The organism is Burkholderia sp. USMB20, assembly GCF_000949135.2.
In the GTDB taxonomy this organism is placed as follows: domain Bacteria; phylum Pseudomonadota; class Gammaproteobacteria; order Burkholderiales; family Burkholderiaceae; genus Burkholderia.
Window position 1 is genome coordinate 589,551 of sequence record NZ_JTAN02000021.1, and the last position, 22,548, is coordinate 612,098.

General features: G+C 68.7%; 15 protein-coding genes and 2 pseudogenes. 10 read left to right on the forward strand and 7 right to left on the reverse strand.

Annotated features, from left to right (window positions below):
- The first annotated feature begins 19 nt into the window (after positions 1–19).
- The gene (locus tag PL79_RS32960; protein ID WP_044843037.1) at positions 20–985 is read left to right on the forward strand and encodes a LysR family transcriptional regulator; all 966 of its coding nucleotides are present in this window, start codon (positions 20–22) and stop codon (positions 983–985) included.
- 105 nt (positions 986–1,090) lie between these two features.
- Positions 1,091–1,582, forward strand: a complete 492-nt coding sequence (locus PL79_RS32965; protein WP_044843036.1) for a 2,4'-dihydroxyacetophenone dioxygenase family protein — start codon at positions 1,091–1,093, stop codon at positions 1,580–1,582.
- Between the two features lie 113 nt (positions 1,583–1,695).
- Here the strand turns inward: PL79_RS32965 and PL79_RS32970 are convergent, their stop codons facing one another.
- Positions 1,696–2,844: an epoxide hydrolase family protein gene (locus tag PL79_RS32970; RefSeq protein ID WP_044843035.1), complete on the reverse strand. Its 1,149-nt coding sequence runs from the start codon at positions 2,842–2,844 to the stop codon at positions 1,696–1,698.
- Positions 2,845–2,920: 76 nt separating this feature from the next.
- Positions 2,921–3,880 (reverse strand): annotated as a pseudogene (locus tag PL79_RS32975) (GlxA family transcriptional regulator).
- 144 nt (positions 3,881–4,024) lie between these two features.
- Here PL79_RS32975 and PL79_RS32980 point away from each other — a divergent pair.
- From PL79_RS32980 to PL79_RS32990, 3 genes are all read left to right on the forward strand, one after another.
- Positions 4,025–4,825, forward strand: a complete 801-nt coding sequence (locus tag PL79_RS32980) for an SDR family NAD(P)-dependent oxidoreductase (protein WP_044843034.1) — start codon at positions 4,025–4,027, stop codon at positions 4,823–4,825.
- 11 nt (positions 4,826–4,836) lie between these two features.
- The gene (locus PL79_RS32985) at positions 4,837–5,598 is read left to right on the forward strand and encodes an SDR family oxidoreductase (protein ID WP_044843033.1); all 762 of its coding nucleotides are present in this window, start codon (positions 4,837–4,839) and stop codon (positions 5,596–5,598) included.
- A 409-nt stretch (positions 5,599–6,007) separates the two neighbouring features.
- Positions 6,008–7,798, forward strand: a complete 1,791-nt coding sequence (locus PL79_RS32990) for a sensor domain-containing diguanylate cyclase (protein ID WP_082088416.1) — start codon at positions 6,008–6,010, stop codon at positions 7,796–7,798.
- A gap of 82 nt (positions 7,799–7,880) precedes the next feature.
- On the opposite strand, the pseudogene PL79_RS32995 reads toward PL79_RS32990, so the two are convergent.
- The 3 genes and pseudogenes from PL79_RS32995 to PL79_RS33005 form a co-directional block, all read right to left on the reverse strand.
- Positions 7,881–9,236 (reverse strand): annotated as a pseudogene (locus PL79_RS32995) (MFS transporter).
- Positions 9,237–9,324: 88 nt separating this feature from the next.
- A complete protein-coding gene (locus PL79_RS33000; RefSeq protein ID WP_044843031.1) occupies positions 9,325–10,689 on the reverse strand; it encodes an MFS transporter in 1,365 nt (454 codons plus the stop codon).
- A 182-nt stretch (positions 10,690–10,871) separates the two neighbouring features.
- Positions 10,872–11,831, reverse strand: a complete 960-nt coding sequence (locus PL79_RS33005; RefSeq protein ID WP_044843030.1) for an MBL fold metallo-hydrolase — start codon at positions 11,829–11,831, stop codon at positions 10,872–10,874.
- A 177-nt stretch (positions 11,832–12,008) separates the two neighbouring features.
- Here PL79_RS33005 and PL79_RS33010 point away from each other — a divergent pair, with 177 nt between their 5' ends.
- Complete coding sequence (locus PL79_RS33010; protein WP_044843029.1) at positions 12,009–13,661, forward strand: IclR family transcriptional regulator; 1,653 nt, start codon at positions 12,009–12,011, stop codon at positions 13,659–13,661.
- Between the two features lie 846 nt (positions 13,662–14,507).
- On the opposite strand, the gene PL79_RS33020 is transcribed toward PL79_RS33010, so the two are convergent.
- Entirely contained in the window at positions 14,508–14,990 is a 483-nt protein-coding gene (locus tag PL79_RS33020; protein WP_006755380.1) for an Lrp/AsnC family transcriptional regulator, read from the reverse strand.
- 283 nt (positions 14,991–15,273) lie between these two features.
- Here PL79_RS33020 and PL79_RS33025 point away from each other — a divergent pair, with 283 nt between their 5' ends.
- Both PL79_RS33025 and PL79_RS33030 read left to right on the forward strand, forming a co-directional pair.
- Positions 15,274–15,921, forward strand: a complete 648-nt coding sequence (locus PL79_RS33025; protein WP_044843028.1) for a LysE family translocator — start codon at positions 15,274–15,276, stop codon at positions 15,919–15,921.
- 91 nt (positions 15,922–16,012) lie between these two features.
- Positions 16,013–16,444 (forward strand): YqaA family protein, encoded by a 432-nt coding sequence (locus PL79_RS33030; protein ID WP_044843149.1) that lies wholly within the window; start codon positions 16,013–16,015, stop codon positions 16,442–16,444.
- A 78-nt stretch (positions 16,445–16,522) separates the two neighbouring features.
- Here PL79_RS33030 and PL79_RS33035 read toward each other — a convergent pair whose 3' ends face one another.
- Complete coding sequence (locus PL79_RS33035; RefSeq protein WP_044843027.1) at positions 16,523–18,175, reverse strand: acyl-CoA synthetase; 1,653 nt, start codon at positions 18,173–18,175, stop codon at positions 16,523–16,525.
- A gap of 196 nt (positions 18,176–18,371) precedes the next feature.
- On the opposite strand from PL79_RS33035, the gene PL79_RS33040 reads away from it, so the two are divergent.
- Together PL79_RS33040 and PL79_RS33045 are read left to right on the forward strand one after the other, a co-directional pair.
- Positions 18,372–19,139 carry a Crp/Fnr family transcriptional regulator gene (locus PL79_RS33040; RefSeq protein ID WP_044843026.1) on the forward strand — a complete coding sequence of 256 codons (768 nt, stop codon included), beginning with the start codon at positions 18,372–18,374 and terminating at the stop codon, positions 19,137–19,139.
- A gap of 240 nt (positions 19,140–19,379) precedes the next feature.
- Positions 19,380–22,547, forward strand: a complete 3,168-nt coding sequence (locus PL79_RS33045; protein ID WP_044843025.1) for an efflux RND transporter permease subunit — start codon at positions 19,380–19,382, stop codon at positions 22,545–22,547.
- The last annotated feature ends 1 nt before the right edge of the window (position 22,548 follow it).

The window sequence follows — 22,548 nt, forward strand, 5'->3', positions numbered from 1 at the left end:
AATGTTCACTTGCTCATCTATGCAAGCAAAGAAACCGAAGAGCCGCGCGCTGCTCGGGCAGCTCAGCGACATGGATCTGCGGCTGCTGCGGGTCTTCAAGGGCGTCGTGCAGTGCGGCGGGATGGCGGCGGCCGAACTCGAGCTGAATATCGGCATCTCGACGATCAGCCGGCACGTGAAGGATCTGGAAACGCGCCTCGGCCTCGTACTGTGCCGGCGCGGCCGCGCCGGCTTCACGCTGACCGCCGAGGGGCAGACCGTCTACGAGGAAACCCTGCGCCTACTCGCGTCGATGGAGGCATTTCGCAGCAGGATCGACGGCATTCACGACAAAATGGGCGGAGAACTGCACATCGCCGTGTTCGACAAGACCGCCACCAACCCGCAGGCGAGGCTCGGCGACGCGATCCGCCAGTTCGCGGACGAGGCGCCCGACGTCGCGCTGAACCTGCACGTCGCGTCGATCAACGAGGTCGAGCGCGGGATCATCGACGGCAGCTATCAGGTCGGGATCATCCCCGCGCACCGCAGCTCGGGCAGCCTCGTGTATTCGGAACTGTTCGACGAGCGGATGCTGCTGTACTGCGGCCGCCAGCACCCGCTGTTCGACGCGCCGCACGGCAAGCTCACGTGGACGACGATCCGCAACCATGCGTTCGCCGGGCTCGGCTTCCATTCGCCGAACATGGAACTGAGCCATCGCGCGAAGCTCACGCGCAGCGCGACGGCGTCGGACCAGGAATCGATCGCGACGCTGATCCTGTCCGGCCGCTATCTCGGCTTCCTGCCCGACCATTACGCGGAGAGCTTCGAAAACAAGGGGCTGATGCAGCCGATCGCGCCGCACCGCTTCAACTACCGGTGCCGGTTCGTGAGCCTGCTGCGGCGCTCGCCGCGGCCGTCGCGGGCGGCGCTGCTGTTCCAGTCGTGCCTCGAGGCCGCGCATGCGGCGCCGCGACCGGGCGACGACAGCGCCGCCGCGTAGCCCGGTTCAGGCTTCGCCCGCGCTGGCGTCAGGCCGCGACCGTGGCAGCCGCCCGCTCGCGCTCTGCGATAATGCGCACTTCCCCGTTTCCGCTCTCCCTCCGCCATGACGCAGCCGTCCGCCCCGCTCTCCACCGACCTGCCGCCGATTTCGTGCCTGCCCGGCGACGCGCTGCCGTGGCTGCCGATGAGCGCCGACTTGCCGGGGCTCGCGATCAAGTATCTGCATATCAATGCGGCGGAAGACACGCTGACCGCGCTGCTGAAGATGCCGGCCGGCGGCACGCTGCCGCGCCATCGCCACGACGGCGAGGTGTTCGTCCATACGCTGCAGGGTGCGTGGCGCTACCGCGAGTACGAATGGGTCGCGCAGGCCGGCTCGACGGTGCTCGAACCGGCGGGGTCGGTGCACACGCCGGAAACGCTCGGCGCGCCCGGCGACGACGTGATCACGCTCAACGTGATGCGCGGCGACCTGGTGCTGCTCGACGACGACGGCCGCGAGACCGCGCGCGAGAATTGCCGCGTCGCGCTGCTGCGCCAGCGCAAGCATGCGCGTACTGCGCCGCACGATGCGGCGCCGTTTGTTACGCGGTAAGTCATGCGATAAGACAGGCGGAATCGTCGCGTCACGATCCGCACGGTGCCGGCGCTCGCTAGCGCGCGGATGGCCGCCGGCGCACTTCGCCAGCGACGCCGCCTCCCGGTGCCTTACCGAAAACGCCGGAAAAATCGGCGAATCTCGCCAGCCAGCAGGTCCGGTTCTTCCATCGCGGCAAAATGCCCGCCGCTCGGCATGTCGGCCCACTGCACGACGTCGAACACCCGTTCGAGCCAGCTGCGCGGCGGGCGGCTGATTTCCTTCGGAAAGCGCGCGAACGCGACGGGCACCGCCACGCGTTCCCCGGCCGCGAAGCGCATCGGCTGCAGCCGGTTTTCCCAATACATCTGCATTGCCGAGCCGATGCTGCCGGTAAGCCAGTAGAGCGAGATGCCGGTCAGCAGCGTGTCGTGCGAAAACCGCCGCGCGACGTCGCCGCCGCAATCGCTCCACGCGCGGAATTTCTCGGCGATCCACGCGGCCAGCCCGGCCGGCGAGTCGTTGAGCGCGACAGCCAGCGTCTGCGGCTTCGTCATGTGCACATGCGCGTATGCGCCCTCCAGCGCGGCCCACTCTCCGCGCTGCGTCACGAAGGCCCGTTCGTCCTCGGTGAGCGGCGAAGCCGCGTCGGCCGGAGGCTCGTAGCTGCCGGGCAGGTAGTTCAGATGAATGCCGTCCACCACGCCGGGATGTCGCGCGCCGAGCGCAATCGACACGCCTGCGCCGAGATCGCCGCCTTGCGCGCCGAAGCGGCGATATCCGAGCCCGGACATCAACGCCGCCCAACTGTCGGCGACCTGAAATGCCGACATGCCGCGCGCCGCGGGCGCGGGCGAGAACGCGAAGCCCGGAAGCGACGGCGCGACGACGTCGAACGCGTCGTGCAGATCGCCGCCGAACGCGGCCGGATCGCACAGGCGATCGATCAGCGCGTCGAACTCGAATACGGAGCCCGGCCAGCCGTGCGTGATGACGAGCGGATACGGCTTCGGCCCCGCCCCGCGCCGATGGATGAAATGCACGCGTTGCCCGCCTGCGTCCGCGACGAACTGCGGCAGCCTGTTCAGCGCGCGCTCCGCCGCACGCCAGTCGAAGCGCTCGGCCCAGTACGCGACCAGTTCGCGCAGCCACGCGCCATCCACACCCTGCTGCCACGGGTCGGCGGGCGTCAGCAGCGGTGCGCGCATGTCGCGCAGGCGCCGACGCAGGTCGTCGAGCGCGCGATCGGGAATCGCAATGTTGAACGGGGCGGCGTGCATGGTGTCTCCTCGCGAGGAATGCGGGAGATTCTGCGCGATTTCCCGGACGCGCGCTGGCGGCTCGCGCCCGCGAACGTCAGGCCGATTCGCGCTCGTCCACCCGCGCGTCGCGTCGCACCGCCTGCGGCGGCACGCCGAAACCGCGCACGAACGCGTCGCGCAGGTGACGCCGGTCGCGAAAACCGTTCTCCTTCGCGATCACGTCGAGCGAGTGCCGGCTCTGCTCGATCATCAGCCGCGCGGCCTCGAGCCGCAGCCGCTCGATCGCCTTCGCCGGCGACTGCCCGGTTTCCAGCGTGAACACGCGGCTGAACTGGCGCGGACTCAGGTGGACGGCGTCGGCCAGTTCCTCGACGGTCAGCGCGCGGCCGAGGTTCTGCCGCGCATAGTTCAGCGCGTTCTGGATCCGGTCCGATTTCGGCGCGAGCTCCAGCATTTCCGAATGCTGCGACTGCCCGCCCGAGCGGCGCTGGTGCATCACGAGCTTGCGCGCGACCGAGCGCGCGGCGTCCGCGCCGAGATCCTTCTCCACCATCGCGAGCGTCAGGTCGAGGCCGGCCGTCATCCCGGCCGACGTCCAGATCGGGCCGTCGACGATGTAGATCCGGTCCTCCTCGACACGAATGTCCGGAAAGTGCTTCTGCATCTCGCGGCCGTACGCCCAGTGCGTCGTCGCGCGGCGCTGCGCGAGCAGCCCGGCCTCGGCGAGCACGAACGCGCCCGTGCAGATGCCGGCGACCCGCCGCGCGCGCGCGTTCGCGCGCCGCAGGAACGCGACGACGCCGGCCGGCGCCGGCGATGCGAGCGGATCGTTGACGCCCGCGACGATCTACGTATCGACGTCGACCCGGCCGCTGAGCGCGCGCGTCGCGACCGACAACCCGAGCGACGAGCGCACGTCGCCACCCTCGACGGAATAGTTGTCCATCACGTAGAACGGTTCGCCCGCGGCCAGGTTCGCGTACTCGAACACCGACTGCGTGGCGAGCGCCATGATCTGGAAGCCGTCGCTGATCAGAAAGCCGATGCGGTGCATGCGTGTCTCCGGTGGCGGGCGGCACGATCGTCACGATCGTCACCCGATGTCCTGAATCATACCCATCTACGTCATTTGTGTCGCCGCGATTCGAGGCCAGAATGCCTTCACGCACTCACCCTTTCCTCGACACGGAGCGACATCATGACTGAAGCACATCGCGGTACCGCCGTCATCACCGGCGCATCGTCCGGCATCGGCGCGATCTATGCGGACCGCCTCGCGCGCCGCGGCTACGACCTGATCCTGGTCGCGCGCAACCGCGACCGGCTGGCCGCGCTCGCCGAGCGCATCACGAACGACACGCAGCGCAGCGTCGAGATCGTCGGCGCCGACCTCAACGACCGCGCGGCGCTCGCCGCCGTCGAAGCGAAGCTGAAGCAGGACGCGAGCATCACGCTGCTCGTCAACAACGCGGGCGTCGGCACGCACACGCCGCTGCTCGACAGCGACGTCGACGCGATGACGCGGCTGCTCGACCTGAACGTGACCGCGCTCACGCGCCTGACCTATGCAGCCGTGCCCGGCTTCGTCGCGCGCGGCCGCGGTGCCGTGATCAACATCTCGTCGATCGTCGCGCTGTCGCCGGAAACGCTCAATGGCGTCTATGGCGGCAGCAAGGCATTCGTGCTCGCGTTCAGCCAGTCGCTGCATCACGAACTCGCGGACCACGGCGTGCAGGTGCAGGCCGTGCTGCCCGGCGCGACGGCCACCGACTTCTGGCAGACCGGCGGCCTGCCGCTCGAACATCTGCCGAAGGAGATCGTGATGCCGGCGTCCGACCTGGTCGACGCGGCGCTGGTCGGCTTCGACCGCCGCGAACTCGTGACGATTCCGTCGCTGCACGCGGCCGACGAATGGGATGCGTTCGAGGCCGCGCGCCGCACGATGGCGCCGCATCTGTCGACCGATTCGCCGGCGCCGCGCTATGCGGCCGCCCGCTGAGGCGCATCGTCATGAAACTCGACGGCAACACCATCCTCATCACCGGCGGCACGTCCGGGATCGGCCGTGCGCTGGCGATCGCGCTCGACGACCTGGGCAACAAGGTCGTCGTCGCCGGCCGGCGCACGAAGCTGCTCGACGAGATCGCGCGGCAGTATCCGAACATCGACACGATCGAGCTCGACGTCGGCGATGCCGCGCAGATCCGCGCGGTCGCGGCGCGGTTGATCGACCGCTACCCGGCGCTGAACGTCGTGATCAACAACGCGGGCATCATGCCGTTCGACGATGCGGCCGGGCCGCTCGACGACGAACAGGCCGTGCGCCTCGTCGAGACGAACCTGCTCGGCCCCGTGCGCGTCAGCGCGGCGTTCGTCGAACACCTGAAGCGGCAGCCGGACGCGACGATCATCAACAACAGCTCGGTGCTCGCGTACGTGCCGCTCGCGTCGGCCGCGCTGTATTCGGCGACGAAGGCTGCGATCCATTCGTACACGCTGTCGCAGCGTTTCATGCTGCGCGACACGAGCGTGCGCGTGCTGGAAATCGCGCCACCGTGGGTCGACACCGATCTCGTGCACAAGAGCGGCGATCCGCGCGCGATGCCGGTCGACGCGTTCGTCGCCGAGACGCTGGCGCTGCTCGAGACCGCCACCACCGAAGTCGTCGTCGATGCGGCGAAGCCGTTGCGCGACAATGCGGGGCCGAACGAGCACGCGTTCGTCGACGAGTTCAACCGCTTCGTTGTCGACAACCCGATTCCCGGCGCGTGACGTCGCACAGCGCAATCCCGCGCACGCATTGATCTGCCGAAAGGCGCCGGCTTCCGCACGATCGGACTGCGAAGCCGGCGCTTGCCGGTTTGCCCGCGCATTCATTCAGGACCTGAAGCGGCCCTTCTCTGCGCTGCTTCTCTGCGCTGCTTCTCTGCGCTGCTTCTCTGCAACGCTTCTCTACGCTGCTTCTCCGCGCTGCTTCTCCGCGCTGCTTCTCCGCGCAGCTTCTCTACGCTGTTTCTCTGCGACCCTTCTCCACGCCCCGAACTCGCCGCCAACCAACCCGTTTCGCCCTTGCTTGCCACGCATTCCTCGCGACGATAAGCTCTACGATCTCAGCCCCCGAAGCAGCGCCCTCCGGCATTCGTCCGATCATCGGCGCAATCGACCGTCGCGGATTTCGACCATGCGGTTCCGTATGTTCACCACCGGGACCGGCGACACGCCCGGCTCCTGTCGCGCTCCCGCCGACGATCGACCGGCGCTTGCGCCGTTGCCCGAACTCGACACCGTGTGCCGTCTCGCCCGCGCGCATTTCGGCACGGCCGGTGCGTTCATCGCGTCCGCCGAAGCCGGCGCGCAGCGCGTGGCGGCGTCCGACGGCACGCTGCCCGCCACGCTTCCTGCCATGCGTTTCCCGTCGCGTGCCGCGCCCGCTGCGGCGGCCGGCCGACGCTTCGTCGCGCCCGCCGCGGGCGACATCCCGAATGACGCGCCGCACGTCGTCGCGGCCTGCGAACTGGTCGCGCCAGACGGCACCGCGCTTGGCGCGCTATGCGTCGCCGGTAGCACCGGCCTGACGCTCGACGCCGCGCAGCGCGCTTTCCTGCACGATCTGGCGACACTGGCGGAACGCGCGATCGGCCGCGCGAACGCACAAGCCGCGCTGCACGAACGGCTCCGCGTCGTCGAGGAACACAGCGCGCTGACCACGCTGGCGCTGAACGAAAGCGGCACCGGCGTGTGGGATCGCAACGTCGAAACCGGCGAGATCCATTACTCGGCGGCCTGGAAGGCGCTGCTCGGATATGCGCCCGATGAACTGACGAGCCGGATCGAGGATGCATACGAACGGCTGCACCCGGACGACGTCGCCGGCGTGAAAGCCGCGATGCTCGCGCACTTCGAAAGCCGGACCGACAGCTATGCGGTCGAACACCGCATCCGCTGCAAGAACGGCACGTACAAATGGATCTGCAGCCGCGGCAAGGTCATCGCCCGCGACAGCCACGGGCGCGCGCTGCGCATGGTCGGCACGACCACGGACATCACCGCGCTGCGCGAACTCGCCGGCCGCTTGAGCGACTCCGTCACGCTCGTGACGAGCCTGACCGACCAGGTGCCGGGCCTCGTGTTCCAGCTGCGGCAGACCGCCGACGGCCGACGGTTCTTTTCGTACGCGAGCGCGGGCGCACGCGACATCTATGAACTGACGCCCGAGCAGATCGCCCGCGACGCGGATGCGGTCGAAACCCGGATTCATCCTGCCGACCTGGTTGCCTACCGGCAGTCGCTGCGGGTGTCGGCGGAGCGCCTGGCGCCGTGGCGGCTCGAATACCGCGTGCTGCTGCCGGACCAGGGAATGCGCTGGCGCGAAGGCGACGCGCGCCCGCAACGCACGCCGGACGGCGGCACGGTCTGGCACGGCTTCATCACGGATGCGACCGAGCGCAAGCACATCGAGACCGAACTGCACCGGATGGCGACGACCGATCACCTGACCCAGCTGTCCAACCGCCACGCGTTCATGCGGCAGAGCGAAGCCGCGTTGCGCGGCGTGCGCGCGACCGGCCAGGACGCCGCGGTGCTGATGCTCGACCTCGATCACTTCAAGGCGCTGAACGACCGCTGGGGCCATCCGCTCGGCGATCGCGCGCTCCGGCATTTCGCGCGGCTGCTGCTCGCGGAGATCGGGACGGACGGCATCGTCGGGCGCATCGGCGGCGAGGAATTCGCGATCGTGCTGCCGCACACCGGGATCGACGTGGCGTGCGCGCTCGCGCTGCGCGTGCAGCAACGCGTGGCCGATTCGCGGCTCGTGCACGAGGATCAGCCGCTCGTGCTGACCGTCAGCATCGGCATCGACGCGATGCGGACGTCCGACTTCGGCGCGTACCAGGCGCTGTCGCGGGCCGACAAGGCGCTGTATGTCGCGAAGGAGCGCGGCCGCAACCGGATCGAGGTGTATCGGGCCTAGCGCGCGTTCCCGCCGACGACGGGCTCGCGCCCGCCCTGGCCGCCCACCCCGTCGTACGCGCGCCGCGCCGACGCATCACGCGTCAACGCGACACGGGCGCCGCGTCGCGCGAGGTCGCCCGCACACCGAGCAGCATCGCGACCGCGCACGCGGCCAGCAATCCCGCGATCATCAGCATCGCCGCATCCATGCTGCCGGTACGGGTGCGGATCACCCCGACGATCCACGGTGTGATCATCCCGCTCGATACGCCGATGCTGCTGATCAGCGCGATCCCGCCCGCCGCGCCGGCGCCCGAGAAATACGCGGACGGCACGGCCCAGAACACCGGGTGCGCGGCGAAGATCAGCATCGCCGCGATCGACAGCAGCGCCATCATCGCGACGATGCTCGGCAAGTGCAGCGTCAGCAACGCGAGCGCCACCGCACCGCCGAATGCGCACACGGCGAAGTGCCGGCGACGCTCGCGCTTGCGGTCGGAGCGCCGCGCGATCGCGATCAGGCCGGCCGCGCCGATCGCGTTCGGCACGATCGACAGCAGGCTGATGTGCACGACGTCGTGAATGCCGAATTCGCGAATCATCAGCGGCATCCAGAACAGCAGCATCAACAGCGCCGTCGTCAGCGAAAAATAGATGAATGCGAACAGCCAGGTGCGCGGCGCGGCGAGCACCTGCCGCAGCGACGCCGCCGCATGCGCGGGCGCCTCCGCCCGGTCGGCGGCCAGGTCGGCCGCGAGCTGCTGGCGGTCGTCGTCGGACAGCCAGCGCGCCTGTTCGGGGCGGTCGCACAGCCAGAACCACGCGATCACGCCGAGCAGGATCGCGGGCGCGCCCTCGATCGCGAACATCCACTGCCAGCCGTGCAGCCCGAGCACACCCGACATCGACCGCATCAGCCAGCCCGACAGCAGCCCGCCGACCATCCCGGCCACCGCGACGCCCGCATAGAAGATCGACAGCACCGACGCGCGCCGGCGCGCCGGATACCAGTAGGTCAGGTAGAACACGACGCCCGGGAAGAAGCCGGCCTCGAACAGCCCGAGCAGGAAGCGCAGCACGTAGAAGTGCTTCGCGCTGTCGACGGTGATCATCGCGACCGACACCGCGCCCCACAGGACCATGATCCGCGCGAACGTGCGGCGCGCGCCGAAGCGGCGCAGCAGCGCGTTGCTCGGCACCTCGAACAGCACGTAGCCGACGAAGAACAGCACCGCGCCGAGGCTGTACATCGCATCGGTCAGGCCGAGATCCTGCCGCATCTGCAGCTGCGCGAAGCCGATGTTGCTGCGGTCGAGGATCGACACGATTTAGCAGATGAACAGGAACGGCACGATCCGCGCGCCAATACGGCGGTACAGCGCGTCGTGGTCCGACGCCGGCGCACGGGAACCGGACGCAACCGCCTGCGCGGCGTCCGCTTGAAGAGGGGCTGACATCGAACGTCTCCTCGATGGATGCGGATACGGTGCGGACAGGAAATTCGGCGCCGGTCGCCGCCGCCCGCCGGCAGCGCCCGGCCGCGATTCAGGCGCGGCGTGCGGGTTCGCCCTTCACGCCGAGCATCAGCGCGGCGCCGCTCAGCGCGAGCAGCGCGGCCAGCAGGTACACGGCGAGATCCATGCTGCCGGTGCGCGTGCGGATCAGCCCGATCACCCACGGGCTGACGATGCCGCTCGTGATCCCGATGCTGCTGATCAGCGCGATCCCGGCCGCGGCCGCGTTGCCGGACAGGTAGCGGGTCGGCACGGCCCAGAAGATCGGCAACGCGGCGAAGATCAGCGTCGCCGCGATCGACAGGCACGCGAGCATCGCCGCGAAGCTGTGCAGGTGCAGCGTCAGCGCCGCGAGTGCCAGCCCGCCGCCGATCGTGCAGCACGCGAAGTGCTTGCGGCGCTCGCCGGTGCGGTCGGAATGGCGGGCGATCAGGATCAGCCCGACCGCGCCGACCGCGTTCGGCACGACCGTGTAGAGGCTCACCGACACGACGTCGGTCACGCCGAAATCGCGGATCATCAGCGGCATCCAGAAGTTGAGCGTCAGCGATGCGCAGGTCAGCGAGAAATAGATGAACGCGAACAGGTAGACGCGCGGGTTCGCGAGCGCGGCGACCAGGCTGCGCTTATCGTGTGCGCCATGCGCACCGCCATCGCTGCACAGCGCGGCGACGCGCGCCTTTTCGTCGGACGTGAGCCACGCGGCGTCCTGCGGCCGGTCGACCAGGTACGTGAACGCGAAGCATGCGAGCACGATCGCCGGCGCGCCTTCGATCGCGAACATCCATTGCCAGCCGTGCAGCCCGAGCACGCCGCTCATGTCGCGCATGATCCAGCCCGACATCAGGCCGCCGAGCACCCCCGCCACCGCGACGCCCGCGAAGAACACCGAGATCGCCGCCGCGCGGCGGTTCGCCGGGAACCAGTAGGTCAGGTACAGCACGATGCCCGGAAAGAAACCGGCCTCGAACACGCCGAGCAGGAAACGCAGCACGTAGAAATGCGACGGCTGCGACACGAACATCATCGCGGTCGACGCGATGCCCCACAGCAGCATGATCCGCGTGAACGTGCGGCGCGCGCCGAAGCGCGCGAGCAGCAGGTTGCTCGGCACCTCGCAGAACACGTAGCCGACGTAGAACACCGCGGCGCCGAGGCCGTACATCGCATCGCTGAAGCCGAGGTCGTGCTTCATCTGCAGCTGCGCGAAGCCGATGTTGATGCGGTCGAGGAACGATACGACGTAGCAGAGGAACAGGAACGGCACGATCCGCCACGCGATCTTGCGGAACAGCAGCGCGTCGCCGGCAGCCGGTGCCGACGCGGATTCGTGGACGGAAGACGACGCGGCACTCGCGTGCGCGATCGTCGCTTCGGCGGGAAGCGATTGGGGCATGTCTCTCTCCAAACGGGCCGCGCGATTCGGGCGCGCAGCAGTCTCCGCGGGCGTGCATGCGCCCGGCTTTCTTGTGAGAACGGAAGTCGGCTCCCTGAACCGCCGCGCGATGCGGCCGCCGCTCAGGCGCCGTCAGGAAAACGGCGCGGCGCCCGCCCGGACGCCCCGCCGCGGTGACCCGCTCAGTCCTGCAGCGCGTCCCACATTTCCTTGTCGCGCTGCGCGGTCCAGATGCGCGGATGCGTGATGCCGCTCGCCTCGTCGTACGCGCGCGACACGTCGAACGGCAGACAGTGCTCGTAGATGAACACGTGGCCGAACTTCGGATCCATCGCTTCGCGCGTGAGCGCCATCGACGCCTTCAGGTCGAGCTTGCGCTCGACGGCCTTGCGGCCCTGCGCGAGCAGCGTCGTCACGAAGTCCTTCGTGTAATCGAGGCCCTTGTTCACTTCGGCCGGATTCAGCAGCGCGGGGCCGCGGCCCGGCACGAGCTTTTCCGCGCCGAGCGCGCGCAGCGCCTCGAGCGTGGCCGGCCACTGTTCGAGCTGCGCGTCGCCGCAATAGCAGGCCGCGTCGTACTCGACCAGGTCGCCCGAGAACAGCACCTTCTGCGACGGCAGCCAGACGATCGTGTCGCCCTTCGTGTGGCCCGAGCCGACGTGCATGATCTTCACCTCGAGCTTGCCGAGGAACAGCGTGATCTCGCGCTCGAACACGAGCGTCGGCCAGGTCAGGCCCGGCACCGTCTCGACGCCCGCGAACAGCCGCGGGAAGCGCTCGATCTCCGACTTCATGTCGGCCTCGCCGCGCTCGACGATCATTTCGTAGGTGCCGCGGCTCGCGATCACGTGCTGCGCGCCTTCGTCGAAATACGCGGACGCGCCGAGCACGCGCACCGCGTGGTAATGCGACAGCACGACGTGCTTGATCGGCTTGTCGGTCACGCTGCGGATCTTCGCGATCAGGTCCTGCGCCATCGCGGGCGTCGCGGTCGTGTCGACGATCAGCACGCTGTCGTCGCCGATGATCACGCCCGAGTTCGGGTCGCCTTCGGCGGTGTATGCGTACGCGTTCTCGGACAGCTGCGTCCAGGTGACTTTCTTCTCTTCCAGATCGGCTTGGGAGGCGAATGCTTTGGCCATGTTGCGTTCCGTGGCTGCGAGCCATGTGTTGAGGGGAATGAGCGGATCATCTTCCCGCGCCGATTATTTGTCAATGACAAAGTCGCTTGCTATTGTCTAATACGGGTAAACCTGCGGGCTGGCGCGTCAAATGGCATCGGATACCATGCGGGGTTTCGTCAACGGAAGAATCATCGCGTGCAGAACCACGAAGTCAGCGCAGACGACGCGCCGCCCAAGGCGCAGCGCGGGATCCAGAGCGTCGAGGTCGGCGGCCGGCTGCTCGACGCGCTAGCGCGCCGCCGCAAGCCGCTCGGGCTGTCGGAGCTGGCGGCCGCGGCCGACCTGTCGACCGCGCAGGCGCACACCTATCTCGTCAGCCTGACGCGGCTCGCGCTCGTGAAGCGCGACGCGCTCACCGGCAACTACGAGCCGGGGCCGCTGTCGCTGCGGCTCGGGCTGATGTCGATCGAGCGCCAGCCGGCCTATCGCGCGGCGCTGCCGCACGCGGCGCGGCTCGCGGAAGCGGTCGGCCTGAGCGTCGCGCTGTCGGTGCCGGGCGCGCTCGGACCCACGATCGTGCGCATCGAGCACGGCGGCTATCCGCTGCACGTGAACCTGCACGTCGGATCCGTCATGTCGCTCGACACGACGGCGACCGGCCGGGTGTTCCGCGCGTTCGGCGACCCCGCCCAGCTCGACGCGATGGCGGCCAGCCAGGCCGGCGCCGGCGCCACGCTCGCCGGCGCGGAAGGCGACCAGCCCCCGTCCGACGCCCGCGCGTGGCAGGCCGAACTCGACGCGATCCGCGCGCGCGGGATCGAGCGCGGCGTGGATCGGCCGAGCCCCGGCGTCAGCGCGATGTGCGTGCCGGTGCTGGACGCGGACGGCCGCCTGCAACTCGCGTTGACGGTGATCGGTTCGAGCGGCTCGATCGACGTCGGCTGGGACGGCCCGATCGCGACGGCGCTGCGCGATGCGGCGCGGCAAGCCACCGCGGCGCTCGACGCGGGACGCGACGCACCGCCGGTCACGCCGGGCATGCCGCCGGCCACGCAGCGCATGCCGCCCGCGCTCGCCGACGACACGAAGGCGCAGCGCGGCATCAACGCGCTCGACAGCACGGGCGAACTGCTGCTCGCGCTCGTCTCGGCGGGCCGTGCGCTGCCGTTGCGCGATCTCGCGGCAGCCGCCGGCATGCCGGCCGCGAAGGCGTTTCCGCATCTGGTGAGCCTGCAGAAGATCGGCCTGCTGAGCCGCGACGACGCGGGCTGCTTCGGCGGCGGGCCGCTCGCGCAGGCGCTCGGCCTGATCGCGATGCAGCGCGTGTCGCCGACGCGCGATGCGGAAGCCGAAATCGTCGCGCTGGCGGCCGCGACCGACCTGAGCGTGGCCGCGGCGACGCTCGGGCCGCTCGGGCCGACCGTGATCCGTCTCGAGGAATCGGCGCGGCCGCAGCACGTGAGCCTTCAGGTCGGCACGGTGATGTCGCTCGTGAATACGGCGATCGGGCGGATTTTCGCGGCCGGCATGTCCGACGACGTGCTGGCCGGCCTGCTGGCCGACGAGCCGGTGCGCCTCGCAGGCCGCGCGACGCAGGTCGACGACGCATTCCGCGCGCGGCTCGCGACGATCCGCGCGGACGAACTCGATTTCGCCTTCGATGCGCCGGTGCCGGGCATCGGGACGATCGCCGCGCCCGTGTTCGATCACACCGGCAGCATCCGGCTCGTGATTGCGATCATCGGCTCGTCGCGCGGCTTCCCGCGCGGGCCGCACAGCGAACTCGCGCATACGCTGCTCGCCGCGGCGCGCCGCCTGTCGTGGCGCTTCGGGTGGATCGGCGGGTAATCGCCGCCGCGCTGCCGCGCCCGTTCTCGTCGCCCCGCTTTCCGTTTTCGCCCGTCAATGCGAGGCCGCGCTCGCCGCGGTCTCGGCACGCCTGTCCGCCACGCAGAAGGTGGTACAGCTCATGTTGCGCGGCAGCAACATAAATTGTCAGTAATTCTCATATAACGAAATCGCATTTCACAAGACGGTGACGTTTCTTTATGATTAGGGTTATCCCTAACTCGCCACCTACATGGGGCTTCGTCATGCAAACGTCTAATGTCTCCGATCGTTCCACCCAATCCGCTGGCTGGCTCGCACGTGTCGGCGAGCTGCTTGCAGAAGCATGGGCACTGCACCTCGAGAACTGCGCAGTCATCGCTGAAGCGCACGCACGCCTGCCGCGCTAAGCGCGGCGACCGGCCGCCAGCCGGCCGCACGCCATCTCCATCCGCCTGATGCGCCTTGCGGGGACGCGTGCCGAACGGCCGCCGCGTCCGGCACGGGGCGCCGGACGGAAGGCGCAAAAAGGGCGAATGCCCTCGATGGCATGGTGCTCACGCGCTGTGAGCACGGTCGTAGCGATGTCGATACGCGGATGCCGGTGCCGACGAACTTGTCGACACGGTGTTGATCGCAGCTTCCCGGAATGTCCGGCCGCTGCGTAGCCGATGCATGCCCGCTGCGCACCATGCGCCGGGCCTGGCCGTCACGGAAGATTCATCCGTTTTCCCGCCGCGCGGGCATGGCCTGCCGGTATCCGGCTCCGGGCCGCGCGCAACGGGCGCGACAGCCCGATTCCCGCCCTTCTCCAGCACCGCCGCGAACCGCGTCGTCACGACGCCGCGCGACGCGTCGCCCCCGTCTTCACACCTGAATCGACGGCACATCTTTCATGCACCGCAGCGCGAACATCGAGCGGCTGTGGCGAATGCTCGAAATCCTGTACAGCTTCTCGCGCAGGAAGCGTTCGTAGCCGGCCGTGCCGTCCACCGCGACCTTGATCCAGTAGTCGTATTCGCCCGATACGAGGTAGGCCTCGAGCACTTCGGGCAGTGCCGCGAGTTCGGCGCCGAAACGCGCGAGCGCATCGTCCTCGTGGCGATCGAGCGTGACTTCGAGGATCACGATGTCCGCGTAGCCGAGCATGCGCTGGTTGACCAGCGCGACGTAGCCGTCGATGTAACCGTCGAGTTCGAGCTGCCGCGTGCGGTTCCAGCAGGCGGTGGTCGACATGCCGATCTGTTCGGCCAGTTCGGCGTTCGACAGGCGCGCATTTTTTTGCAGTGCACCGAGGATCTTGCGGTCCTGGTTGTCGAGGGTTTTCGGCGTGCGTTCGCGGGTAGCCATGACAGGAAGAATCTTCTACTGAAAATCCGCATTCTATCTGAACAGGCTTCCGGTTTCGGGTGCGTTTTGCTGGAAAACAGGAAGCCTTTTAACCGGCCCGCTTGATACATTTTCTCCATGCCTGGTGTCCGGCACGCTCCCCGCGACGACCCCTTCGCACCGGGACGCCTGGCCGCAATCACGAGTTGCGGCGCAGGACACGCAGGCATGCAACGTCCCGCCCCCCGCGCGCCTACCCGGTCGCACGGGCCGGCGCCTGATCCTCCGTTTCCGCACTCCCGTCATGTCGTTCAGGCTTTATCTGTCGTTCCTCGCTGCGTCCGCCGTCCTCATCTACGCCCCCGGCCCCGTCAACCTCCTCACGATGAACCAGGCATTGCGCGCCGGCTGGCGCCGCGCGCTGCCGTGCGTCTGGGGCGGCACGCTCGCCGTGCTGCTGCAGCTCGCGCTGACCGCGCTGTGCCTGAATTCGCTGGTTCACCTCGACGAGCACGCGCTGACCGTGCTGCGCTGGGCCGGCGCCGCCTACCTCGTATGGCTCGGCTGCAAGCAATGGCTCGGCCGGGCGCAGGTCACCGCGCCCGCCGCGTCGACGGACGCCGGCAACACGGCATCCGACGACACCGCCACCGGACGCGCGCTGTTCTGGCGCGGCGTCGCCACCTCCGGCCTGAACCCGAAGACGCTGCTGTTCTTTCCGTCGTTCTTTCCGCAGTTCATCGTCCCGGATCCCGACTGGAGCCTGAACGCGCAATTCCTGCTGCTCGCGGCGAGCTTCGCGCTGCTGTTCGCCGGCGGCGTCGCGTCGATGGCGCTGTTCTCGCACCGGCTGAGCCGTGCGCTGCAGCGGCCGGCGCGGATGCGCGCGATGAATCGCGTGACGGGCGGGCTGCTGGTCGGGATGGGCGCGATCATGGTCGGATGGAATTGAGCGGCCGCCTGCGCGCGTGACGTGGCGCGCTGCGGCGCGCGCCACCCCACGCCGGCCGACGCGCGGCCGGTACGACCAGTACAATCGCGCGATGCCCGAACTGCTCACTTACGGCGGCCTGTTCGCCGTGTCGATGGTCGCCGCGACCCTGTTGCCGCTCCAGTCCGAAGCCGTGCTTGCCGGCCTGCTGATCGCCGGACGCGAACCCGTGTGGGCGCTGGTGCTGGTGGCGAGCGTCGGCAACGTCGCGGGCGCGGCGATCAACTGGGCGCTCGGCCGCGGCATCGAGCACTTCCGCGACCGCCGCTGGTTTCCGGTGAAGCCGGCCGCGCTCGCGCGCGCCGAGGGCTGGTATCGGCGCTATGGCCGCTGGTCGCTGCTGCTGAGCTGGGCGCCGGTGATCGGCGACCCGCTGACGATGATCGCCGGCGTGCTGCGCGAGCCGCTGCCGACCTTCGTCGCGATCGTGACGATCGCGAAGGTCGGGCGGTATCTGGCGATCGCGTGGCTCGTCGTGCCTTGATGCATTGATGCATTGACGCATTGGCGCATTGACGCATTCACGCATCAAGGCGTCCGCCCGCACGACGCCCCGTCGCCGTTACTTCTTGTCTCCCGCCAGGTCGATCGCCTTGTCCGATCCGACCGCGTTGCGCAGCTGGAATTTCTGGATCTTGCCGGTCGACGTCTTCGGCAGCTCGCCGAAGCGCACGACCTTCGGCACCTTGAATCCCGCGAGCAACTGCCGGCAGTGGGCGACGATCTCCGCCTCGGTCGCGCTCGCGCCTTCGCGCAGCTCGACGAACGCGCACGGCACCTCGCCCCACTTCGGGTCGGGCATCGCGACGACCGCCGCGACCGCGACGGCCGGATGCCGGTACAGCGCATCCTCGACCTCGATGCTCGAGATGTTCTCGCCGCCCGAAATGATGATGTCCTTGCGGCGATCCTTGATGCGGATGTAGCCGTCCGGCGTCAGCACGCCGAGATCGCCCGTATGGAACCAGCCGCCGTGGAACGCTTCCTCCGTCGCGTGCGGGTTCTTCAGGTAGCCCTTCATGCAGATGTTGCCGCGGAACATGATCTCGCCGAGCGTCTCGCCGTCGGCCGGCACCGGCGTCATCGTGTCCGGATCGAGCACCGTCGCGCCCGCTTCCAGGTGATAGCGCACGCCCTGCCGCGCATTGAGCCGCGCGCGCTCGTCGTCGGGCAGCTCGTCCCAGTGCGCCTGCTTCGCGCAGACGGTCGCCGGGCCATAGACCTCGGTCAATCCGTACACGTGCAGCAGGTCGAAGCCGATCTCCTTCATCTTCGCGATCACGGCCGGCGCGGGCGCGGCACCGGCGACCATCGCGTGCACCGTGTGATCGATGCCGGCGCGCAACTCGGCCGGCGCATTCGCGATCGCGCTCTGTACGATCGGCGCGCCGCAGTAATGCGTGATGCGCTCGCGGCGGATCAGGTCGAACACCGTCTTCGCGTCGAACCTGCGCAGGCACACGTTCACGCCCGCGCGCGCCGCGACGGCCCACGGGAAGCACCAGCCGTTGCAGTGGAACATCGGCAGCGTCCACAGATACACCGCGTGCTTCGGCATGTCCCATTCGAGGAGGTTGCTGATCGCCGCGAGATACGCGCCGCGATGGTGATACACGACGCCCTTCGGGTCGCCCGTCGTGCCGGACGTGTAGTTCAGCGCGATCGCCTCCCACTCGTCGGCGGGCGGCGTCCATGCGTAGTCGGGGTCGCCGCCCGCGACGAACGCCTCGTAGTCGGTCGCGCCCGCGAAGCGCGCGGGGTCGGCCGGCATCGCATCGGCGACGCTAACGATCTTCAGGCCCGGCACTTCGAGCGCCGCGCGATGCGCGAGCTCCGCGTATTCGGTGTCGACGATCAGCACCTTCGCCTCGCCGTGACGCAGCATGAACAGCACCGATGAAATGTCGAGCCGCGTGTTGATCGTGTTGAGCACGGCGCCGGCCATCGGCACGCCGAAGTGCGCCTCGACCATCGCCGGGATGTTCGGCAGCAGCGCGGCCACCGTCTCGCCGCGCGCGACGCCGGCCCGCGCGAGCGCGCTCGCGAGCTGCTTCGCCCGCGTGTAGGTCTCGCCCCACGTGCGCCGCACGTCGCCGTGCACGATCGCGAGGCGCGCGCCGTAGACTTCGGCCGCACGGACCAGAAAGTCGATCGGCGTGAGCGGCACGTAGTTGGCATCGCGGCGGCCGAGTCCGGCCTCGAACATCTGCGTCATGATCCTGTCTCCCGTTTTCTGTCGACCGGCGCGTGCGTCGGCCTCGTATCCGGCAAGTGTGCATGCACCCCGACCGGTCTTGATGTGGTTCAATTGCCGCTAGCCTAACGGGCGCTATTGTGAGCCGTCTGTCATCGAAACGACAGAGTGCCCCATGAGCGCTGCGCGTTATCCCTATCCTCGCAAACCCGCAACCATGCACGACCACCTCGTTGCGCCGCCCGACGCGGCCGCCGCCGCTGTTAGCCCGCCGACCGACACGCCGCTCGAACCGGGCCCGTTGCCCGCCCTGTCCGTGCTGTTCGGCCAGTGCGCGTGGTTCCGCGCGCTGGCGCCGGAACACCAGGCGCTCGTGCTCGCGCAGTCGCGCGCCGAGCAGCACGAGGCCGGCGACGTGATCGCGCAGCGGCTCGCGCCGTCCGAATACTGGATCGGCGTGCATCGCGGGTTGCTGAAGCTCGCGATCTTCAACGCGTCGGGGCGCGGCTGCACGTTTTCCGGCGTGCCGTCGGGCGGCTGGTTCGGCGAAGGCAGCGTGATCAAGCGCGAGCTGCGCAAGTACGAAGTCGTCGCCGTCCAGCGCTCGATCGTGCTGTTCGTCCCGGTCGACACGTTCCATGCGCTGCTCGACACGAGCCTGCCGTTCACGCGCTTCGTGATCCACCAGTTGAACAACCGGATGGGCGAGTTCATCGCGTCGATCCAGAACAGCCGGCTGCTCGATGTCGACGCGCGCGTCGCACAGGCGCTCGCGCAGCTGTTCAACCCCGCGCTGTATCCGGACACCGGCCCGTCGCTCGCGATCTCGCAGGAGGAACTGGGAATGCTCGTCGGCGTGTCGCGGCAGCGGATCAACCAGGCGTTGCAGCAACTCGAGAAACTCGGCGTGCTGCGGCTCGCGTACAACCAGATCGAAGTCGTCGACCTGGCCGCGCTCGCGCGGGTCGGGATGGAACAGATCTGAGCGACGCCCGATGAACGGAAGCGTCGCTGCTGCGGCATGCGCGTGCGGTGCGGCGGCCTTTTTCGGGCATCGGCGTCCGCGCGCGTTTTCATCCGATCAATCGACCTGAAGTCGCCTCGGTCGCCGCGCGCCGAAACCTGACAAATCCGCCAGTTTCGTGTCAGTGACTCGTTCAGCCCCGACGCCTATCATTCGGGTTCCCCTCACCGCCGCCTGATCACCGCCTGTCCCGCCGCCTCCATGTGGATTGTCAATCTCGCGCTCAGGCGCCCCTACACGTTCATCGTGATGGCCATCATGATCGTGCTGGCCACCCCGCTTGCGCTGATGCGCACGCCTGTCGACGTCCTGCCGGCGGTCAACATTCCCGTCATCAGCGTGATCTGGAATTACACCGGCTTCTCCGCGAAGGAGATGACCAACCGCATCACGGCCGTCCATGAACGGATCCTGACGACGACCGTCAACAACATCCAGCACATCGAGTCGACGTCGCTGCCGGGCATCGCGGTCGTGAAGGTGTTCCTGCAGCCCGGCGCGAACGTGCAGACCGCGATCGCGCAGACGGTCTCGTCCGCGCAGGCGATCGTGCGGCAGATGCCGCAGGGCGCGACGCCGCCGCTCGTGATCACCTATTCGGCGTCGAGCATCCCGGTGATCCAGCTCGGGCTGTCGAGCAAGACGCTCAGCGAACAGTCGCTCGCCGACATCGCGCTCAACTTCCTGCGGCCGCAACTGATCACGATCCCGGGCGCGCAGATCCCGTTTCCGTACGGCGGCCGCACGCGCGTGGTCGCGATCGACCTCGATCCGCAGGCGCTGCTCGCGAAGGGCCTCACGCCCGCCGACATCGTCAACGCGGTCAACACGCAGAACCTCGTGCTGCCGACCGGCACCGCGAAGATGGGCCAGACCGAATACCGGATCGACACGAACGCGTCGGCCGACACGGTCGCGGACATCAACGGCCTGCCGGTCCAGACCGTCAACGGCGCGACGACCTACCTGCGCGAGGTCGCGTCGGTGCGCGACGGCTTCGCGCCGCAAACCAACGTCGTGCGGCAGAACGGCCAGCGCGGCGTGCTGATGTCGATCCTGAAGACCGGCGACGCGTCGACGCTGAAGGTCGTGTCGGACCTGAAGGCACTGCTGCCGAAGGTGATCCCGACGCTGCCCGAAGGACTCACGATCACGCCGCTGTTCGACCAGTCGGTGTTCGTCAACGCCGCCGTGCAGGGCGTGATCCACGAGGCGCTGATCGCCGCCGTGCTGACCGCGATGATGATCCTGCTGTTCCTCGGCAACTGGCGCAGCACGCTGATCATCGCGATCTCGATTCCGCTGTCGATCTTCACGTCGCTGATCGCACTCTCCGCGCTCGGCGAGACGATCAACATCATGACGCTCGGCGGCCTCGCGCTCGCGGTCGGGATCCTGGTCGACGACGCGACCGTCACGATCGAGAACATCGAGCGGCACCTGCATCTCGGTACGAATCTGCACGACGCGATCCTCGAAGGCGCGGGCGAGATCGCGGTGCCCGCGTTCGTGTCGACGCTGTGCATCTGCATCGTGTTCGTGCCGATGTTCTTCCTGACGGGCGTCGCGCGCTTCCTGTTCGTGCCGCTCGCCGAAGCCGTGGTGTTCGCGATGCTCGCGTCGTACGTGCTGTCGCGCACGCTCGTGCCGACGCTGGCGATGCTGCTGTTCCGCCCGCAGCAGGCCACGAGCGGCCCCGATCATGCGACGTCGCGGTTCGCGCGCCTCCATCACGCGTTCAACGCCGCGTTCGAGCGGCTGCGCGCGTGGTACATCGTGCTGCTCAGCATGCTGCTGGTGCGCCGCCGCTTCTACGCGACGTGCTTCCTCGGCTTCTGCGTGCTGTCGACCGGCCTCGTGTTCGTGCTCGGCCGCGACTTCTTCCCGAACGCCGATTCCGGCAACCTGCGGCTGCACATGCGCGCGCCGACCGGCTACCGGATCGAGGAGACCGCGCGCCTTGCCGACCAGGTCGAGCGCGTGATCCGCGAAACCGTGCCGGCGGACGAGCTCGGCGCGATCGTCGACAACCTCGGGCTGCCGGTGAGCGGCATCAACCTGTCGTACAGCAACAGCGGCACGATCGGCACGCTCGACGGCGAACTGATGATCGCGTTGAAGCCGGGGCACCGCGCGACCGCGCACTACGTGCAGACGCTGCGCACGCTGCTGCCGCAGCGCTTCCCGGGCGTCGAATTCTTCTTCCAGCCGTCGGACATCATCACGCAGATCCTCAACTTCGGTCAGCCGGCCGCGATCGACGTGCAGGTGCTCGGCAACGATCTCGCGAGTAACATGGCTATCGCGAGCAGCCTGATGAAGAAGATCAGGCAAATCCCCGGCACCGTCGACGTGCACGTACTGCAGCGCAACGACGAACCGACCCTGGTGGCCGACATGGACCGTACGCGCATGCAGCAGCTCAGCCTCTCCGCGCAGAACGTCGCGCAGAACATGCTGATCTCGCTGTCCGGCAGTTCCCAGACGACCCCGTCGTTCTGGATCAATCCGCGCTCGGGCGTCCAGTACCCGCTGCAGATCCAGACCCCGCAATACGACATCGCGTCGATCGACGACCTGCTCGGCACGCCGATTTCCGCGAGCGGGCGTACCGGCATGCCGCTGCAATTGCTCGGCAACCTCGTGCAGATCCATCCCGTCGCGAACCCGGCGGTCATCACGCACTACAACATCCGCCCGGCGATCGACCTGTACGTGAGCGTCGAGGGCCGCGACCTCGGCTCGGTCGCGGGCGCGATCGACCGCATCGTGTCCGACGCGCGCGCGACGCTGCCGCGCGGCACCGACCTGACGGTGCGCGGCCAGGTCGAGACGATGCGCACGTCGTACCTCGGCCTCGGCGCGGGCGTCGCGATGGCGATCGTGCTCGTCTACCTGCTGATCGTCGTGAATTTCCAGTCGTGGCTCGATCCGCTGATCATCATCAGCGCGATGCCGGCCGCGCTCGCCGGCATCGCGTGGATGCTGTTCATCACCGGCACGCACCTGAGCGTGCCCGCGCTGACGGGCGCGATCATGACGGTGGGCGTCGCGACCGCCAACAGCATCCTGGTCGTGTCGTTCGCGCGCCAGCGCCTCGCGGCCGGCGCGCCGCCGCTCACGGCCGCGCTGGAGGCCGGCGCGACGCGAATCCGCCCGGTGCTGATGACGGCGCTCGCGATGATCATCGGGATGGTGCCGATGGCGCTCGGTCTCGGCGAAGGCGCCGAGCAGAACGCGCCGCTCGGCCGCGCGGTGATCGGCGGCCTGCTGTTCGCCACCGTTTCGACGCTGCTGTTCGTGCCGCTCGTGTTCGGCGGCGTGCATGCGCGGCTGGCCCGCCGGCGCGCGCGCCCGGCCGGACACTGAA

What these genes read in the sequence shown, in the direction of transcription:
- PL79_RS32960 (WP_044843037.1), top strand. Translation starts at nt 20, where the DNA reads ATGCAAGCAAAGAAACCGAAGAGCCGCGCGCTGCTCGGGCAGCTCAGC.
- PL79_RS32965 (WP_044843036.1), top strand. Translation starts at nt 1,091, where the DNA reads ATGACGCAGCCGTCCGCCCCGCTCTCCACCGACCTGCCGCCGATTTCG.
- PL79_RS32970 (WP_044843035.1), bottom strand. Translation starts at nt 2,844, where the DNA reads ATGCACGCCGCCCCGTTCAACATTGCGATTCCCGATCGCGCGCTCGAC.
- PL79_RS32980 (WP_044843034.1), top strand. Translation starts at nt 4,025, where the DNA reads ATGACTGAAGCACATCGCGGTACCGCCGTCATCACCGGCGCATCGTCC.
- PL79_RS32985 (WP_044843033.1), top strand. Translation starts at nt 4,837, where the DNA reads ATGAAACTCGACGGCAACACCATCCTCATCACCGGCGGCACGTCCGGG.
- PL79_RS32990 (WP_082088416.1), top strand. Translation starts at nt 6,008, where the DNA reads ATGCGGTTCCGTATGTTCACCACCGGGACCGGCGACACGCCCGGCTCC.
- PL79_RS33000 (WP_044843031.1), bottom strand. Translation starts at nt 10,689, where the DNA reads ATGCCCCAATCGCTTCCCGCCGAAGCGACGATCGCGCACGCGAGTGCC.
- PL79_RS33005 (WP_044843030.1), bottom strand. Translation starts at nt 11,831, where the DNA reads ATGGCCAAAGCATTCGCCTCCCAAGCCGATCTGGAAGAGAAGAAAGTC.
- PL79_RS33020 (WP_006755380.1), bottom strand. Translation starts at nt 14,990, where the DNA reads ATGGCTACCCGCGAACGCACGCCGAAAACCCTCGACAACCAGGACCGC.
- PL79_RS33025 (WP_044843028.1), top strand. Translation starts at nt 15,274, where the DNA reads ATGTCGTTCAGGCTTTATCTGTCGTTCCTCGCTGCGTCCGCCGTCCTC.
- PL79_RS33030 (WP_044843149.1), top strand. Translation starts at nt 16,013, where the DNA reads ATGCCCGAACTGCTCACTTACGGCGGCCTGTTCGCCGTGTCGATGGTC.
- PL79_RS33035 (WP_044843027.1), bottom strand. Translation starts at nt 18,175, where the DNA reads ATGACGCAGATGTTCGAGGCCGGACTCGGCCGCCGCGATGCCAACTAC.
- PL79_RS33040 (WP_044843026.1), top strand. Translation starts at nt 18,372, where the DNA reads ATGCACGACCACCTCGTTGCGCCGCCCGACGCGGCCGCCGCCGCTGTT.
- PL79_RS33045 (WP_044843025.1), top strand. Translation starts at nt 19,380, where the DNA reads ATGTGGATTGTCAATCTCGCGCTCAGGCGCCCCTACACGTTCATCGTG.